Below are 17,612 nucleotides of genomic sequence, written 5' to 3' on the forward strand. Positions count from 1 at the left end.
AATCACAATAATTGCGTTATTCTAAAGTTATTAGTAAGATTGTTCTGGCTAATTTTTATGGATAAAATAATCCTTTTTATACTAATCCTGCTTTGCTGCTGGTATGGTGTCCCGGCCCAAAATACCATGATCCAGATTGATAATGACAGATATTTCCGCCAGGGGATAGATTTGTTCGATAAGCAACAATACGCGGCTGCACGAACGGCATTTGAAGAATACATCAATCATGAGCCTGAGTCGATAAAGGCCATAGATGCCCGATACTACATTGCCTTTTGCGCGATGAGCCTGTACCATAACGACGGTGAGTTTTTGCTCGACCAATTTGTAAACCGGTATGAAGGGCACCCCAAATCGGTGATGGCTTTTTATGAATTAGGCAATTTTTATTTTAAAAATAAGGATTATACCAAGGCCATAGCGTACCTTGAAAAAACCGACATCAACAAGCTGACCGCCGATCAAAGATTGGAAACCCGGTTTAAACTGGGCTATGCTCATTTTAACAAAAAGAATTTTGATAAAGCCCTGAGTTATTTCAACAATGTGAAACAGGGAACAAGTCCTTACACGGCTGCCTCAAACTATTATGCCGGATTTATTGAATTCAGGAATGGTGCCTATGACGAGGCATTAACAGATTTGAGAAGGGCTGAAGAGGACGAGGCTTATTCTGCTATTGTACCTTATATGATACTCAATGTATATTACAAACAGGAAAGATATGACGAATTGCTGCAGTATGGGGAACAGGTAGTTGCCAGCGGCAGAAAAGTAAAAAACCTGGAGGATTTTAGCTTATTGATCGCTGAATCTTATTTCAGAAAACAGCAGTATGATAAAGCAGCGGAATTCTTTCACACCTATATGCAGAACCAGCGCGGCAAAAAAGATCCCGAGGTTAAATACAGGGTGGCATTGGCCTTCTACAATATGGATAATTTTGACCGTGCTGAAGCATATTTTAAAGAACTGGCATCCGGAAAAAATGCATTGGGGCAGCGTTCCTCTTACTATCTGGGGAACCTGTATTTAAGGAGTAATAACAAAAATTTTGCCCTCACCGCTTTCGATAACGCCGCCAGGATGAACTTTGATCCGGTCATGCAGGAGGAGGCCATTTTTAAACAGGCAAAAATCAACTATGACCTGGGTAACTTTGACGAAGCTATAGATGCTTTAAACAACCTGGCCTCATTATTTCCTGATAGCGAGCGTTCGAGTGAGGCTAATATTTTGCTCAGTGAAGCTTATTTGAAAACCAGCGATTATAACAAAGCTATTGAACACATTGAGAAAATCGGCAAAAAGGATCCCAGAATCAAACGGGCATATCAACAGGTCACTTATTTTAAAGGCACAGAAAATTTCAACAACCGCAAATATCGCCGGGCAGTGCAAATGTTTGACAAATCGCTTACTTACCCTGAAGATGAACAGCTTGTTGCAAAAGCTCATTTCTGGTCCGGAGAGGCCTACTCGATCGGCAAGCGTTACGATGATGCGATCCGTAGCTACAAGGCTGTAATTTCAAGTCCATTCGAGGCCAACAGCAACGAATTTCTAAGAGCCCGTTATGGTATTGGCTATGCCTACTATAACACACAGCAATATGACAGGGCGCTGGAACATTTTGAGGGTTTTGTAAACAGTCCCGGAAATGGCATCGACAGACAGTTCTATACCGATGCTTTAATCCGGCTTGCCGATTGCTACTATGTCACAAAAAACTATGATCTTGCCCTGGCTAACTACCAAAAGGCCATCCATGCCAAAAGCCCCGATCTGGCCTATGCTTATTTTCAAAAAGGGATCATTTTGGGTTTACAGAATAATGTTACGCAGGCGAGGGAGAACTTTGATATCGTACTGAACCGCTACCCTTCATCCACCTATGCCGATAATGCCATGTATCAAAAGGCGCAACTGGATTTTGAACAGGGAAATTACCAATTAGCGGTAGATGGTTTTGGCAAATTGATTTCCCGCAGGCCACAAAGTTCGTTTATACCCCATGCGTTACTTAAAAGGGGTTTTTCAAATTACAACCTCAAAAACTATAATCAATCGAAAAGGGATTATGAGAGAATTCTGGATGATTATCCGACACATACCACTGCCAGTAGCGCCATTTCTGCGTTGCAGGAAGTGTTGACTTTGCAAAACAGGACTTCAGAATTTGAAACCTATCTGGCTAAATACAAAAGCGCCAATCCGGACAACAAGTCTTTGGAAAATATCGAATATGAGACAGCCAAAACCTTGTACAATAATCAGGAATATCAGCAGGCGATACAGTCATTCCAAAAATACATGAGCAATTATCCGGGCAACACCAATGCCTACGAGGCTAAATACTACATGGCTGAGTCTTATTATCGCATGCGGCAGGATGACCAGGCGCTTGACCTCTATTATCAGGTAGAAGCAGATAATAAAACCAGCAGGATCAATAAGGCGGTTCAGCGGATTGCCGAAATTGAATTTGAAAAAAACAATTACAAAAAAGCCATCACTTACTTTGAAAAACTGGCTAATATTGCCAGAAACAAAAGACAATCTTATAATGCCTGGTCAGGATTGATGAGGGCTCATTTTTATTTGAAAAACTACCCTTCGGTGAAGGAATATGCAAACCTGATTTTAGAAAAGGGGAATGTTTCCGCAGATGCCACTAACAAGGCGACCCTTTACATCGGAAAAGCCGAATATGCCTTGGGAAATATTGATATGGCCATGGACCAGTTCATGAATACCCTGAATGCTGCCAAGGATGAAAATGGGGCAGAAGCCCAGTTTTTGGTAGGTAAGATTTTGTATGACCAGAAATCTTATAAAAGGTCTATTGAAACCCTTATAGACTTAAATGCCAATTTTGGTGTGTACGAAAACTGGATTGGTCAGTCGTTTCTGTTAATTGCCGACAACTACATTGCCCTGGAGGAATATTTCCAGGCAGAAGCTACACTCAATTCGATTATTGAGAAATCACCTGAGCAGGAGATAGTTAACAGGGCGAAAGATAAATTACGTCGGTTGCAACAGTCAAAAAATCAGCGACAGGAACAACAGGAAGTGTTGGAAAGTGATACCACCTTCCGGGAGATTGGCAATTGATAATTGACAGTTGACAATTGTAAATGGACAATTTTAAGTTGAAGGGTTAGAATAGGAAAATATGCGTGTTAAACAAAGGTGTTATGTTTTATGTGTTTTCAGCCTTTTTAGTTTTGTAGCAACGGGGCAGGATTGGGAGGATCGAACGGGGGAGATTGAGGATGCCGAGATCGTTGTTGAAAAAGACAAAAAGATTGAATTGCCACCGGCTTCCAGGTTGTATGAGAAAATCTCACCACTGCCGCTTAAAAATGAGGCCGGGCAAATGCAGTTTCAGTACAAAGACTTTAATTATCAGTTGCCGGATCTCGACCCAAAGATCCGTGTATTGACGATTAAAGACCCTTTGTTGAAAAAGTTATATGCCAATTATTTAAAGGCAGGTATAGGAAATTTTGCCAGTGCCCACCTTGAGGCTTTCATTAACAGTAAGAGGAATGAGAAGTATGCCTACAGTTTCCATGGCAAACATGCCTCCTCCGCCAGAGGCCCTGTGGACAAAAAGAATTCCGGATCGGCAGAAAGCTTTTTAGGGGTAAACGGAAAAGTATTTTATGATGCCTTCATATTAAGCGGTAATCTCAACTATAACCACCGTAAAAATCACTTTTACGGATACGATCGACGGGTCGAGGCTTTGCGCGATACGATAGAGCAAAACTTCAATAACTTTTACATAGACGGAGTACTGGAAACCAGGGATACCGGCAGTGATTTTTATTTTAAACTCAAACCATCATTCAGTCATCTCAGCGATCATTTTGACGCGAGGGAAAGCAGGTTCGGAGTGGATTTTAAATCCACGTTTTCTCTGGATGAAAACGTGGGATTTGACCTGAGCAGTTATCTTTCTCTGACCAGAAGAACGGATGGGACTTCCATTAACAGAAATCTGTTCAAGGTCCGGCCAAGTGTCGACTTCCTGGCTGGTCAATTAAAGATTAATGCGGGTTTGAACATAGTTTATGAAAATGACACCATTGCCGGCGCAAACCGGACCCACGTGTATTTATCAGGAAGTGCCACCTATGATCTCAATGATGATGTGCGTGTATATGCCGGTCTGGATGGTGATATAGAGGAGGTAAACCTGCATACCCTTGTGGATGAAAACCCTTTTATCAATGCACAAATCCCACTGGTACATGCCAATAAAGAACTGGAGTTTTATGGAGGAATCAAAGGCTCGTTATTGAGAAGCTTTACACTGAAGGCCGGCTTTTCACTAGCTGATTATGAGAATATGCACTTTTTCATCAACGATCCACTGGATACCGCCAAGTTTAATGTGCTTTACGATACAGGAAACACTACCAGGTTTAATTTCTTCGGTGAGTTCGGGGTTGATAAAAACAACATTTTCAGGGGAGCGGCCAGGTTTGACTTTTATGCCTATGGTATGGACAGGGTAGAAGAGCCCTGGCACTTGCCTACTTATAAATTTAGTCTTTTGGGCTCGTTTAATCTCTTTGATAAGATACTGTTTGGCAGTGACTTGTATACAATGGGAGGCATTAAAGCTAAAAACTTCCTGACAGACGAGGAGGTGGAACTGGATCCGATCGTCGACCTGAATTTTAAAGTCGACTATCGCTATTCGGACCAGGTATCTATGTTTTTGAATTTTAACAATGTACTTTCCAGGAATTATGAGAGATATTATAACTATCCGGCGAGAGGATTTATGTTGATGGCAGGTATTACCTATGCTTTTGATCGCCTGTAAAGAGGAAAAACCGGAAATTTTACAATTTGCCCAATTATTAAACGGAGTGAGTTTATTTCATTTTTTTTGCTTTGTAACTAAAGTTATAAACTTTACATTTAGGTGGATTTTAAGACGTTACGGAAGATTTGGTTACTTTAACTTTAAAAAATCATAAAATGGCTGAATACATGAATCAGAGCGGAAGTAATATGGAATTTGGTAATGATCCCGATTATGGATTGCCGGAAGTAACTTTAACTCCTATAGAACGGGGTGGCATTGGAAGGCGCCAAGGTACGGTAAGATCCGGAAGCCGTTATGGTGCCAATCAGGAAAAAAAATCAAACGCAGCGCTGATTGTTTCTTTACTATTCGGGCTCTTGATAGTGCTGGCAGTACTGTGGTTTTTTTTCGGACAGGATATGTTTAGTTTTGGCGGCGAGGTGAGTCAGGATACCGATAACATTGAAAACACTACTCCTGAAGACCAGAATAGCACACCATTAGATACGGGTGTCGATAGTGATGCAGACAGTGATGAACTGGGTGACGGCGACCCGGAAACGGGTGACGGGGACCCGAATGATGAAGGGGCCGAAAATCTTGGATATGATGAATCAGGAAACGATGTGGTGGTTGGGGCGGGCGTTGAAGCAGGTACTTTTAATGTAATTAGCAACCGGACCGGTCGCACTTATGTCATTATTGGCAGCTTTTTTGATGAGGATTTAGCAAGGGACTATGCTGCCAAACTCGGAAAACAAGGAATCAGTACTACCTTGATAATACCATCGGGGAATAACAGGTTTTATCGTTTATCCATCGCAGATTTTGATACGATTACGGAAGCTATTAATAACCTGGAAGGTTTCAGAGCTGAGTATGGGAGCAGCCTGTGGATCATTAAGCATTGATAGTCATTAAGATCGAATAAATCACCTGATATTTGCCCTGGAGTTTTACTGACACAATTTTAATCAAGTTAAAGGTAAGTATGAATTTATTACAGATTTCAACATCTCAGGCATTGGATACTGTAGGCATCGGATCTGCGGAACAGGCTATTTCCGTATGGGATTTAATGCTTAAAGGGGGGTATATGATGATCCCCTTACTGGTGCTTTCCATGGTGGCGGTATCCATTTTTGTGGAAAGGATGTTTACCATCCGAAGTGCCTCCAGGACTCCCAACCAGTTTATAGATAAAATCAAAAATCTGGTGACAGCCGGAGATATCAATGGGGCCAGGCTTTTATGTTCTCAAACAGAATCACCTATTGCCAAAATGATTGAAAAGGGTATCAGCCGGATTGGCAGCCCTCTAAAAAACATTGAGGTTTCCATTGAAAATGTCGGTAAAATTGAAATTTACAAGCTGGAGAAGAATCTTTCTACACTGGCTACCATATCGGGAGCAGCACCCATGATCGGGTTTTTAGGAACTGTAACCGGTATGATCCAGGCCTTCATATCCATTGCCCAGGAAGAAGGCTCTGTAAGCCCCAAGCTTTTATCGGCAGGCATTTACGAAGCTATGATTACTACTGCCACTGGCTTGATGGTGGGTATCGTAGCTTATCTGGGTTACAATTACCTTGTGGCCAGGGTGCAAAAACTGGTACATAAAATGGAGTATACTTCGGTAGATTTTATTGATTTATTGCAAGAACCCAGGTGATATGGATTTAAAATCAAAACATAAAGTGGAAGCCGCATTCAGTATGTCTTCGATGACAGATGTAATATTTCTGTTGCTCATTTTTTTCATGCTGACCTCATCGTTTATTACGCCCTCTGGCTTGCGGGTAAACCTTCCCAGCAGTAAAAGCTCCACGATTGTTTTACAAAAAGTCACGGTGACCATCACCGAGGATTTAAAGTATTATGTGAATGATAAGCCCACTTCCAGAAGGAATTTTGAAGATGCTTTGAGAAGGGAACTGGAAGGGCAGGAAGGTATTGTTGTTTTACACATCGATAAATCAGTGCCCACCGAGCATCTGGTCAGTGTAGCTGGTATCGCCAAAGCGTTAAAAGCTACGGTCTCTATTGCCACTAAACCCACATAAACGTGTCTGCGCCCAAGGAAAAAAAATATGATCGAGTAGGAACGATTGTCTCCATAAGCATCCACGCCATTTTATTGCTGATATTTTTCTTTTTATTGGCGTGGCAGGCTCCCGACCCTCCGATTCCGGAATACGGCATCGTAGTAAACTTCGGTACGGGTAATGCCGGTAGCGGACGGGTGCAACCAAGAAGGCCGCCTGTCGAGACCAAAAAGGTGAAAGAAAAAGTACCTGAGGAGCCTAAACCTCAAAAACAAGAGCCGGTTGAAGAACCTGTAGAAAAGGCCCCTCAAGCTGTAAAACAAGAGACAACGGAGGAGTCACCCAAGCAAGCAGTCGAAGAGTCAGTGACCCAACCGGATCCTGCCCCGGTAGTTGAAAAAAAACCACAACCTAAAAAGGAGGTTCAACCTAAGAAAAAGGAACCCGGAAAAAAACCGGAGCCCATAAAGGATCCGCAACCCAAAGAGAAAGCGCCGGAAAAAAGTCCGGTAAAAAACAAGCAGCCTGAAAGCAACAGTCAGGGAAAAAGTGAGAAGGAACCGGCCAGAAGCAACCAGGGAGACCGGCCTCAAAAAACCGGTGACCAGGGAAAACCCAGGGGCAGCGTAGACTCAAAGGCACTGTATGGCAGCCAGGGTGGCGGTGGTGGGTCGAGACTGGATTTGGCCGGCTGGAACTGGGATGAGTTACCAAGGCCCGATGACCGCTCGCAGGAAAGTGGCCGGATTGTTTTTGAGATAAAAGTTGACGATCAGGGGGAGATTATTTCAGTAAGAACCATAGAAAAAACGGTAAGTCCCGCCGTTGAAAAAATCTACCGTGATGAAGTAGAAAACCTGACATTCCACAAAACGGCCGAAAATACCAGGCCGGCCCCGGTATCTACCGGCCGGATTACGTTTATTATCAAATCAAATTAATCTGTTTTTTGTAAATTCGGCGCAGATTATTGATTTGTATGAATTATCAGGAAGCACTGGATTTTCTTTATCAAAGTTTACCTATGTTCCAAAGGCAGGGGAAAACTGCTTTTAAAAAAGACCTGGGTAACACCATCACATTGAGTCGACATCTCGGCAACCCGCATCACAAGTTTAAATCAGTACATATTGCAGGTACCAATGGCAAGGGAAGCACCGCCCACAGCATTGCTGCTGTATTGCAATCCGCGGGGTATAAAACGGGACTTTACACTTCACCACACCTGAAAAGCTTCACTGAAAGGATAAAGGTGAATGGCAACATGATGAGTGAAGAGGAGGTCGTCGCTTTTGTGGATAAAAATCAAGCGTTTATCAATGACCTGAAACCTTCTTTTTTTGAGACCACGGTGGTGATGGCATTTGACCATTTTGCTAAAGAGGGGGTAGATATTGCCGTGGTAGAGGTAGGTCTGGGAGGACGGCTGGACGCTACCAATATTATTACGCCATTGATAAGTGTTATCACCAATATCGGCCTTGACCATACCGACTTACTCGGAGATACCCTGTCGCAGATCGCCTCGGAAAAAGCGGGAATCATCAAACCGGGCATTCCTGTTGTCATTTCCGAAACCCAGGGGGAAATTGCCGGTGTGTTTAAGCAAAAGACCGAGGAGTCGGCGGCCGGATTGTATTATGCAGACCAAGAATACCAGGTGCAAAGCAATGAGCTTGGTAATTGTCAGGTACGTAACTCCGATGGAAAGGTGTTACTGTCTTCACTGATTTTTGATTTAAAGGGAAGTTATCATATCAGAAATATTCCCGGTATTCTCAAAACCATTGATTTACTGAGGAAAAGTGGTTTTATTATTCCCGAAAAGGCACTCACTGAAGGACTTAGCCATGCTGCGGCCATTACAGGTTTAAAGGGAAGATGGCAACTGCTCGACAAAAAACCGACAACCATATGTGATATTGCCCATAATGAGTCAGGAATAAGACCCATAATAAAATTCATTTCCCGGCAGTCCTATCCTGGTGTGCATATAATATGGGGCATGGTTAATGATAAAAACACCATCGATATTTTAAAATTGTTGCCACGTGATGCCCACTATTATTTTTGTCAGGCGCAGATTCCAAGGGCCTTGCCTGCCGGAGTACTGGCAGAAAGTGCAAAGACTTTGGGTTTGTCAGGAAAAACATACGACAATGTTAACACGGCTATATCTGCGGCCCGGGAAGCGGCCGGTGAAGATGACATTATTTTTATCGGAGGAAGTGCATTTGTTGTGGCTGAAATTGATAACCTGTAGCCGGGTTATTCTATCGTAGCCAGAATCTTTTCATAGATAGCTTCAGGTTCTGTCGCGTCCACCAGGTTGTTCCGGATGGCATTCACCAAATCTTCAACAATTTGTGGCTCATACCCCATTTTCATCGCTACGCGTGAACAAATATGGATCTCATTAACATCGATGTTCCCGTCAATAAGCATCAACCAAACCAAATCGAATACCATCTGGAAGCGGGCTTTGGCGTTTTGTGGCTCCCTGAACTTGATGTTCTGAAGGTTGGATTTAATGTCAGTGATGTCCTCATTCGACAAATTGAATTTTACAGCGATCTTATTGATGAACTTGTTTTCCTTTTCATCAATATTTCCATCAGACATTGCTACTTTTATCAACTGTTTGAGGTAGTTTTTGTCCGTACTATCTGAATCTTCCCTTTTGAATAAATCAAATAATCCCATTTGATTATAATTTTTTAGAAAAATAGCAGAATAAACACTGGGTTCCAGTGCAAAATCGCCATTATCGCATCTATATACATATATGAGCAAAAATTAAAACGATTTAATATAGGCTATACAGGCTGTATTGAGAGATATTGAAGGTAATGCTGTTTTTTATGTATCGGCCGATACAGGATTTCCATCTATCTGTGAAGTAATGTTTTAATAGTTAGATGAACTGCATGATTGGTAAGTTTCAATTCAATATAATTTTATGGCTATCGCTATAAATCGGTTCTTTCAAGACAGAAATGGGTTAAATACAAAATAAAATTTGCCTTTTTTATCGAAATTTTACCGATGGATATCTGCTGTTTACCGATTTGCCTTTCCAGCCCGCCTGTCTGGCTACTATATTTGAGCAAACAAAATCATAATTAACTCATGTCAAATTTCGTTAAAGATAAAAGAACATTGTTAGGTGGATTTTTCATCCTTGTTGGATTGATATGGATACTGGAGGTGGTGGATGTGATCCCTTATTATATATTCAGGGAATTTCTGTCGGTACCGGGATTTTCATTTTTGTTGGGATTGTTTTTGCTTATAAGCAGCAGGCACAAACTGTTAGGAGCGATATTTGCCGTATTTGGTGGCTATTTTCTACTGGATGAATTTTTCAACATCCCTTACAATGTCGAGCGATTGATTTTTCCGACATTTTTAATTCTTATCGGTGCATTTATTATTTTCAGGGGTAAAAAAAAATCCTATGATGATTATGAGATCGAACCCGAAAGCATGGACTTTTTCGATGAAGTCTCGGTATTTGGTGGCGGGGAAAAAATCATTAATTCCAACAATTTCAGGGGTGGCAAAATCACCTCGATCTTTGGAGGTTCCGAACTCAACCTTAAAAGCGCCAAGTTAAGTGAAGGAAAAAAACTGATAGATATATTCATATTGTTTGGTGGAACCAAACTCATTATTCCGGAAGACTGGAACATTAAAAATGAGGTAACAGCCATTTTCGGTGGATTTTCGGATAAACGAAAATTAGACCCTAATGCCATTCCGGATCCAAGAAAAGAAATAATTATCAAAGGGGTGGTATTGTTTGGAGGAGGTGAAATCAAAAGTTTTTAGCAACACTCATTAGTTTTCGTAACACTCAAAGGTCAAAGCCAATTATCAAGGTAAGCAGGTCAAATATATTTGGTAATGGTTTATTTTAACTCAAACTTCAACAATTGCAAAGTACATGGTTAATCCCATATTACGAAAAATAAGATATTTATGGAATTACCTGATAATATGGGCACTGATTACTGTGGCCCATATTTTGATTATTCACCTCTTTTATGAGGTAAAACTGTTGATAGCTGCAATAGACAGCCTGGTATTTAATAGCCTGTTTTGTGGCCTCGGATTGGTTTATTGGTATCCGGTAAAATATAGTAATATTGATTCCCAGAATTTTATTACCATATTTATTAATCATTTTGCCGCTTCCGTATTAGCGATAGGTACCTGGCTGTTTATCGGGGAGTATATGCTTGAAAAGATATTCTACCGGGATGTTGAATATCTGGGGTTCCTGATGTCTTCACTTCCCTGGCGTTTTGTGGTGGGCATTTTATACTACTCATTGATCGTACTGTTTTATTATATGATCTTGTATTACAACAACCTGCAGGAAAGAATAAGGCACGAAGTGGCGCTGAAATCCCTGGTTCAACAGGCTGAACTCAAAAGCCTGAAGGCCCAGATCAATCCTCATTTCATTTTCAACAGTTTGAATTCTATCAGCTCACTGACTATCACCAACCCTGCAAAAGCTCAGGAAATGGTCATAAAACTATCCGAATTTTTACGATATTCAATCAATCAGGATGGAAATCAAAAAACGACATTTGAAGAGGAACTCAGAAATATTGACCGTTATCTCGACATAGAAAAGATCAGGTTTGGGGACAGGTTGCATTTTGACAAGCAAACAAGTTACGAATGTTTACAGAAAAAACTCCCTAACCTGATCCTGCAACCAATTTTTGAAAATGTTATCAAACATGGTGTGCACGAAAGTATAGATGAAATAACCGTGAGATTGGCAAGTTATTCCGAAAATAATATTTTGTATATCTCGGTAAGTAATAACTACGATCCTGAATCTGTGATAAAAAAAGGGGATGGTATCGGTTTGAAAAACATTAAGGAAAGATTACAGCTATCCTATCAACAAAATAATCTCATGACTATTAACCAAACAGCGCAGTGTTTTGAAGTCAAACTAAGTATTCCCCAGTAACACCTAAAACCCTATAATTTTGATTTTATGAAGTTGACGACAATCATAATCGACGACGAAGCACCCGCCAGGGAGTTGATACAGGCTTTTTTGACAGAAGATGATGAAATCGATTTGCTAGGGGCATTTCAAAATGGATTTGAGGGATTGAAGGCCATCAATGAGTTAAGACCCGACCTGGTCATCCTGGATATTCAGATGCCAAAAATTACGGGATTTGAAATGCTTGAACTGCTGGAACATCACCCTATTATTATATTCAGTACGGCATTCAATGAATTTGCAATCAAGGCCTTTGAGCTAAATGCAGTTGATTACCTGCTAAAACCTTATTCAAGGGAAAGATTCCGCGAAGCCCTTAAAAAAGCTAAAAGCAAAAAGTTAAGCCAGTCACCGGCCCACACGCCCATTCGGAATCTCATTAAACATGTACAGGAGCAGGGGCAGAACTATCTCGAACGTATTGTGGTTAAAACCGGAACAAAAATACACGTCATCACCATCGACCGGATTCACTACCTGGAATCTCAGGACGATTATGTGATGATACATACCGGTCAGGGCAAGTACCTGAAACAAAACACCATGAAATATTATGAAGAACACCTGGATCCTAAACACTTTGTAAGAATTCACCGGTCTTACATTGTAAAAATCAGTGAAATTGACCGGTTGGAGCTGATGGAAAAGGAGTCTTATGTTTTGTGGCTCAAAAATCAGACAAAGCTAAAAGTAAGCAAAACCGGTTATCCAAAACTAAAACAAGCGCTTAATTTTTAGGCCTGGCAATAAAAATCCATACCTGAATTCCTTTGTGGAAAATCCTTCCGTATTGTAGAAAAAATACCCAAATTTGTGGCAACCTTATTTAACATTCGGAGTTAGATCCTTGTATGTGAACAAACAGTCATTTTGTAAAAACTCCATATTTTTAGGTGAAAATCAGCCCTTAATATGCCCAGAGAGAGGTTTTTAATTTTTTTAAACTTATGTTTGGGGGCAATATGGCATAATTTTATCTTTATCGACAGGAATAGTTGTAACTTTTTAAATAACCAGATACAAAAATGAACATTAAAGAAGCCATCCCTTTTAAAGGTCTTAATTTCTCCATGAGCAAACTGTTGTTGATTTCGATGATAGCAGCAGTAAGTATTGGGTCTGTAGGATGTAAAAGCCAGAAAAAGTTGGCCAGGGAGGCAGCGGCGAAAGAGGCAGCGGCCAAAGCGATCCAAATCGAAAAAGCTAAAGCAGAGTTAAACAGACTTTTGGACGACAACAGCGGTCTTTCTTTGGAAGAAAAAGAGAGAATTTTGAATCGCATAAAATCTATGAATCTGAACGATCCGGAAGTGAACGCTTTGATTCGTCAGGTGGAAAACAAGTTGGCAGAAGAAAGGGCAGCCCTGGAAGGTAACGCAGGGGGGGCAGGTAATATGGAAGCCGAACAAAGGTTAAACCAGTATTTCGAAGCCATCGCCAATGCCGGTTCCATTACGGCAGCCAACAGAAACATCAATGAGGCATTGAGTCTGTTCAGTACTCCTGACGCCCTTGTGCTGATAATTATTAGTAAATCGGGAGGTCAGAAAGACTATGACAGGCCCACTTCCATCAAAAAGTACCTCGAATACCTGAAAGATCAGAAAAAAAACATTAACGCCATTGACAACATCGTGTATGATAGTCAGGGAAAAATTAAAGAACTGGAACTAATCAAACAATAATTTAATCCCCCTCATTTCGTTTTGAATATTAATAAAAATATTATGTCAAAGTATCAATTCATATTTGTGTGTGTTTTCGCCTGGTTGATTTCTTTACCGACACTGGCTCAGGATGATGTCAGTCCCGAAAGAAAGCAGGCCATCGACTCTCTGGCCCTGGAAAAAGTAAAGGACCTGGGTAAGTACATCAGTATTATTGGCAACAAAGATACGCCCTTTTCCGAAGCGAACCGGGTTATCGAAAGAGCCATGGAGCTTTTTGCAGACGGAGCGCAGATGGGTGTTTCTTCATTGAACCGTGAAGAGGTGAAGTATTACGGGGTGAGAAAATATTTTGAAAGATTGATGGCCCTTAACTACGATAGGGTAACCATCAGATGGTTCAACATACAATACATAAGCGATCTTGAAAAACAGCCTGATGGCAGGTATGTAGGGGTAATCACCATATATCAAAGGTTTCAGGGTGAATCCGATGATGGCCTGAAATACATGGATACCACCAAAAAAGATATAACAATTTATGTTGAAAGAAAGCAAACCCAAATCGGAGGACGGGTTATCGGCTTCTGGGACGTTTTATTGGGGGACATTAGGGTTACTGAAACTACATCATAAATTTGACCTTGGGAGGCTGTGGCAAATGGAATAGTTTTAGGCAGATCGTTTAAAACATTTACTTTTGCCATAGCTTCTTTGTTATTTTAACAAAATATGGACGCAGGAAAAGTATTGCTTTTTTTACTGACTTTACTGACCCTTCCTTTTTTTGCCAACGGGCAACAGGGAGTAGGTTCCTACCTTGAAGATGAAAGCGCGTTTTACGCGTCGACAAAGCAGGTAAACCAATTTTTTAGACGTTTTAACAGTGAAGAAGACGAAGAGGGGAACCGCATTTATGCCGATTCAAAAAAATACCACAGCCCCAGGTTAAGAAAAAAATACATAGAAATACTTTTCGATAATGAGACTTCCTCCCTGGATAAGGCCCTGAAAGAGATCTTCATCGAGGAAGTTACCGATGCGGCCAATCCCATTTACCTGGATTTTCACGGAGGGGAATGGTTTGCAGAGGTGCATACACGGTTTGTCTATAAGGGCAAAGATTCCCCAGCCGTCTTATTTATGCAGCTTCAGGAAGAGCCGGTGGGTTCCAAATGGGTCATAGACAGGGTATACTTTGAACCATTCAACAAACTTTTTAAGGAAAAAACCAACAAAGAAGGTAAGTTTTTGCATCCGCTGAGTCATGAGCTGGATTTTATGAATCTGAATAAAATTTTTGAAAGAAGGGACGAGATAGAATTATATACCGGCAAGCACTACAAACCGGACCATTTGTCTTTGATGCTGATGGAGGTGAAAAGGGGTAATTTATCATTTGTTACCATTAAGCATGTGAAATTTCATTTTTTTCAAATAGACAATTGGTATTTTGAGCTGTCAGAATTTAACAGAAAAGGTTATAATACAGGGTGGCTTATCTCAAATCTGGCAAAACTTGATCAGGAACAAAAAGAAAGTTACAAGAAGTACATCTTCTTTGAAAACGATTGACGGGATGAGAATTAAGGGCTTACTTACGATTCCGCTTTTAGTATTTTTACTAAGCACCAATGCTTTTTCGCAGACTGCGGCCTTTCAGGAAGAAGAAATCAAGGGCTATGAAGAAAAGGCCAAAAGTCTTGTTTCATTTCTCAATTTTGCCATGAATACCATCGGTGATGAACAAACTTCGGCCAGGGAAAAGGAAATTATCATCACACAAAGCTATTTAAAGGCTTTCAGGGATGAAAAGGTGCAGGTTGAGGATGATTTGGTAGAAAACAGGGATGTGGTAACCAACAAAGATGTACAGGCATATCTGAAAGATATTGATTTCTTTTTTCACAATGTGAAATTCGAATTAAACATTGACAAAGTCGAACACTATGTCAATGCGCAAAACACTTTGTTTTTTAAGGTAAGTATTACCAGAAACCTGAATGGTGTAACCATAGAAGGGGAACAGATAAACAACACCATGCCCCGGTTCATCGAAATCAACGTGGACGACCGGCAGCGGGACTTGAGAATTGTCAGTATTTACACCACCAAGCTGAGTATCGAGGATGACCTGAGAAATTGGTGGACCGATCTGAGTTTTGAATGGAAATCAATCTTCAAGCGGGAAATTGGGGCGATAGACGATTCGTTGAACACCGAACAGTTATTGCGAATTGCCGATATGCAGCATTTAAACATTGACCATAACCGGTATATCCAGGACATCGGCCCATTGACGAAAGTCACCGGACTGAGGTCGTTAAGCATGTCGAATACTCAGATAGATGACTTACTGCCTCTTAGAAACCTTACCAATCTGGAAAGCCTGAATTTTTCTTATACAACGGTCGAAGATGTCGCCCCTTTAAAATATGCCATAGGTTTGAAGGAACTGGTTATGAACAACACCAATGTAGACAATGTTGCGGATTTGGGCAGTTTGAATCAGTTGGAGAAGCTGGATATCAGCTACTCGCGTATCCTTTCCATAGATCCAATAGCGCATGCCACCGTTATGAAGGATCTAAACCTTTCTTTCACACAGGTCAACAACCTGGATTTTGCGAAAGAAATGCAAGGATTAAAAACGCTGGAATTATCCGGAACGCCTGTTAGCCGGTTAAATGGTCTGGAGGAGGCAGACAGTCTCGAAGTGTTAAATATCAGCCAGACCATTATTGATAATTTTTATCCCCTGGAAGGCGCTTCTAATCTGAAATACATTTTTGCGGATAGTACCGAAGTCAGGTCACTGGAACCATTATCCGGGATGAGTTCCCTGGAAAAAGTATACTGCGACAATACCGAAGTCGATGATGAAGAAGTCAGGAAATTTAAACGCAAAAACCCTAACGTGCTCGTTATCCATAAATCTGAGAACATGGAAAGCTGGTGGTCACAACTGTCCTTTGATTGGAAAGCAGCGATGCGCCAAAGCCTGGATTTTGAAGGGGCTCCTTCAAAAGACCAACTCGCCCGGATGACCTATCTGGAAAAGTTGGATGTTGGCGGATCCAATGTGGTAGATCTTGTGCCTTTAAGGGCCTTAAGGAATTTGAAATCACTCAAATGCCATAATACCACCATTGCGGATCTCGAGCCGATCGGATCCCTCACATTGCTGGAAGAGCTGGATATCAGTTCTACTTCGGTGCAATCCTTACACGACCTTTCATCCATGATTAATCTAAAAAGATTAGTTATTGACGGAACCTATGTCGACTCCCTCAATGCGATTGATGGGTTAAAGTCTTTGGAATATCTAAGCTGTGAAAACACAGCAATCCATATTGAGTTAATTGAGGCTTTCGCAGCACAAAACCGGCAATGTCTTGTGATTTACCAATCAGAGACCCTGCAGGGATGGTGGGATAGCCTGTCTTCCGACTGGAGAACTGTATTCCAGGGGCATATGGATATTCAAAATACACCTGATCCCGTACAGTTGCATACCCTGTCCAACATCGAAAGACTGTCCGTGGAAAATGATTTTGATATCATCTCATTAAGGCCGCTGAAAAAACTTACCCGTTTAAAAGAATTAAGGATTAACAATACAGCCGTTAGCGACCTTGGCCCGGTTGAAGGCTTAAAGGAACTGACCTACCTGCAGGTAACCAAAAGTCCGGTAAAAAGCCTTGAACCTATCCGGAATTTGACGGGAATCAGACACCTGGACATTTCGAATACACCCATTGATACCATCGAACCCATCACTATACTTACTGCGTTAGATTATCTGAAATTCTCCGGTACCGGGGTAAAAAGCATTAAAGCGTTATCGTATCTGATCAAATTAAAACACGTAGAATTTGACAATACAAATGTAAGCAGCCTTTCACCGATTATGGATTTATTCAACCTGGAAACGCTGGTTTGTTACAATACCAGGCTAAGCCAAAAAAAGGTTCAAAAATTCCAATCCGCTAACCCGGGGTGTAAGGTAACTTTCTATTAACAAACGTTCA

Annotated in this window: 15 protein-coding genes; 14 read left to right on the forward strand and 1 reads right to left on the reverse strand. The window is 41.1% G+C overall.

Annotated elements, in window-relative coordinates:
- Nucleotides 1-57: 57 nt before the first annotated feature.
- From AC04NP_RS08300 to AC04NP_RS08330, 7 genes are all read left to right on the forward strand, one after another.
- On the forward strand, nt 58-3,120 hold the full coding sequence (locus AC04NP_RS08300) for a tetratricopeptide repeat protein (RefSeq protein ID WP_482859103.1): 3,063 nt from the start codon (nt 58-60) through the stop codon (nt 3,118-3,120).
- Between the two features lie 61 nt (nt 3,121-3,181).
- Nucleotides 3,182-4,846, forward strand: a complete 1,665-nt coding sequence (locus AC04NP_RS08305; protein WP_482859105.1) for a TonB-dependent receptor — start codon at nt 3,182-3,184, stop codon at nt 4,844-4,846.
- 158 nt (nt 4,847-5,004) lie between these two features.
- Nucleotides 5,005-5,742: an SPOR domain-containing protein gene (locus AC04NP_RS08310; protein WP_482859106.1), complete on the forward strand. Its 738-nt coding sequence runs from the start codon at nt 5,005-5,007 to the stop codon at nt 5,740-5,742.
- Nucleotides 5,743-5,822: 80 nt separating this feature from the next.
- A complete protein-coding gene (locus AC04NP_RS08315; protein WP_482859107.1) occupies nt 5,823-6,506 on the forward strand; it encodes a MotA/TolQ/ExbB proton channel family protein in 684 nt (227 codons plus the stop codon).
- A gap of 1 nt (nt 6,507) precedes the next feature.
- A complete protein-coding gene (locus tag AC04NP_RS08320) occupies nt 6,508-6,897 on the forward strand; it encodes an ExbD/TolR family protein (protein ID WP_482859108.1) in 390 nt (129 codons plus the stop codon).
- A 2-nt stretch (nt 6,898-6,899) separates the two neighbouring features.
- The gene (locus AC04NP_RS08325) at nt 6,900-7,820 is read left to right on the forward strand and encodes a hypothetical protein (RefSeq protein ID WP_482859109.1); all 921 of its coding nucleotides are present in this window, start codon (nt 6,900-6,902) and stop codon (nt 7,818-7,820) included.
- A gap of 38 nt (nt 7,821-7,858) precedes the next feature.
- On the forward strand, nt 7,859-9,142 hold the full coding sequence (locus tag AC04NP_RS08330; protein WP_482859110.1) for a bifunctional folylpolyglutamate synthase/dihydrofolate synthase: 1,284 nt from the start codon (nt 7,859-7,861) through the stop codon (nt 9,140-9,142).
- Nucleotides 9,143-9,147: 5 nt separating this feature from the next.
- Here the strand turns inward: AC04NP_RS08330 and AC04NP_RS08335 are convergent, their stop codons facing one another.
- On the reverse strand, nt 9,148-9,582 hold the full coding sequence (locus AC04NP_RS08335) for a tellurite resistance TerB family protein (RefSeq protein WP_482859111.1): 435 nt from the start codon (nt 9,580-9,582) through the stop codon (nt 9,148-9,150).
- A gap of 426 nt (nt 9,583-10,008) precedes the next feature.
- Here AC04NP_RS08335 and AC04NP_RS08340 point away from each other — a divergent pair, with 426 nt between their 5' ends.
- The 7 genes from AC04NP_RS08340 to AC04NP_RS08370 all read left to right on the forward strand — a co-directional run bounded on the left by AC04NP_RS08340 (nt 10,009) and on the right by AC04NP_RS08370 (nt 17,602).
- Complete coding sequence (locus AC04NP_RS08340) at nt 10,009-10,710, forward strand: LiaF transmembrane domain-containing protein (protein ID WP_482859113.1); 702 nt, start codon at nt 10,009-10,011, stop codon at nt 10,708-10,710.
- A gap of 115 nt (nt 10,711-10,825) precedes the next feature.
- A complete protein-coding gene (locus AC04NP_RS08345) occupies nt 10,826-11,872 on the forward strand; it encodes a sensor histidine kinase (protein ID WP_482859114.1) in 1,047 nt (348 codons plus the stop codon).
- Between the two features lie 27 nt (nt 11,873-11,899).
- Nucleotides 11,900-12,652, forward strand: a complete 753-nt coding sequence (locus tag AC04NP_RS08350; RefSeq protein ID WP_482859116.1) for a LytR/AlgR family response regulator transcription factor — start codon at nt 11,900-11,902, stop codon at nt 12,650-12,652.
- Nucleotides 12,653-12,939: 287 nt separating this feature from the next.
- The gene (locus AC04NP_RS08355) at nt 12,940-13,599 is read left to right on the forward strand and encodes a hypothetical protein (protein WP_482859118.1); all 660 of its coding nucleotides are present in this window, start codon (nt 12,940-12,942) and stop codon (nt 13,597-13,599) included.
- A 42-nt stretch (nt 13,600-13,641) separates the two neighbouring features.
- Nucleotides 13,642-14,217 carry a hypothetical protein gene (locus AC04NP_RS08360; protein ID WP_482859120.1) on the forward strand — a complete coding sequence of 192 codons (576 nt, stop codon included), beginning with the start codon at nt 13,642-13,644 and terminating at the stop codon, nt 14,215-14,217.
- A gap of 96 nt (nt 14,218-14,313) precedes the next feature.
- A complete protein-coding gene (locus AC04NP_RS08365) occupies nt 14,314-15,156 on the forward strand; it encodes a hypothetical protein (RefSeq protein ID WP_482859122.1) in 843 nt (280 codons plus the stop codon).
- A 4-nt stretch (nt 15,157-15,160) separates the two neighbouring features.
- Nucleotides 15,161-17,602 carry a leucine-rich repeat domain-containing protein gene (locus tag AC04NP_RS08370; RefSeq protein WP_482859123.1) on the forward strand — a complete coding sequence of 814 codons (2,442 nt, stop codon included), beginning with the start codon at nt 15,161-15,163 and terminating at the stop codon, nt 17,600-17,602.
- The last annotated feature ends 10 nt before the right edge of the window (nt 17,603-17,612 follow it).

It is taken from the genome of Agaribacillus sp. DX54 (assembly GCF_056858335.1).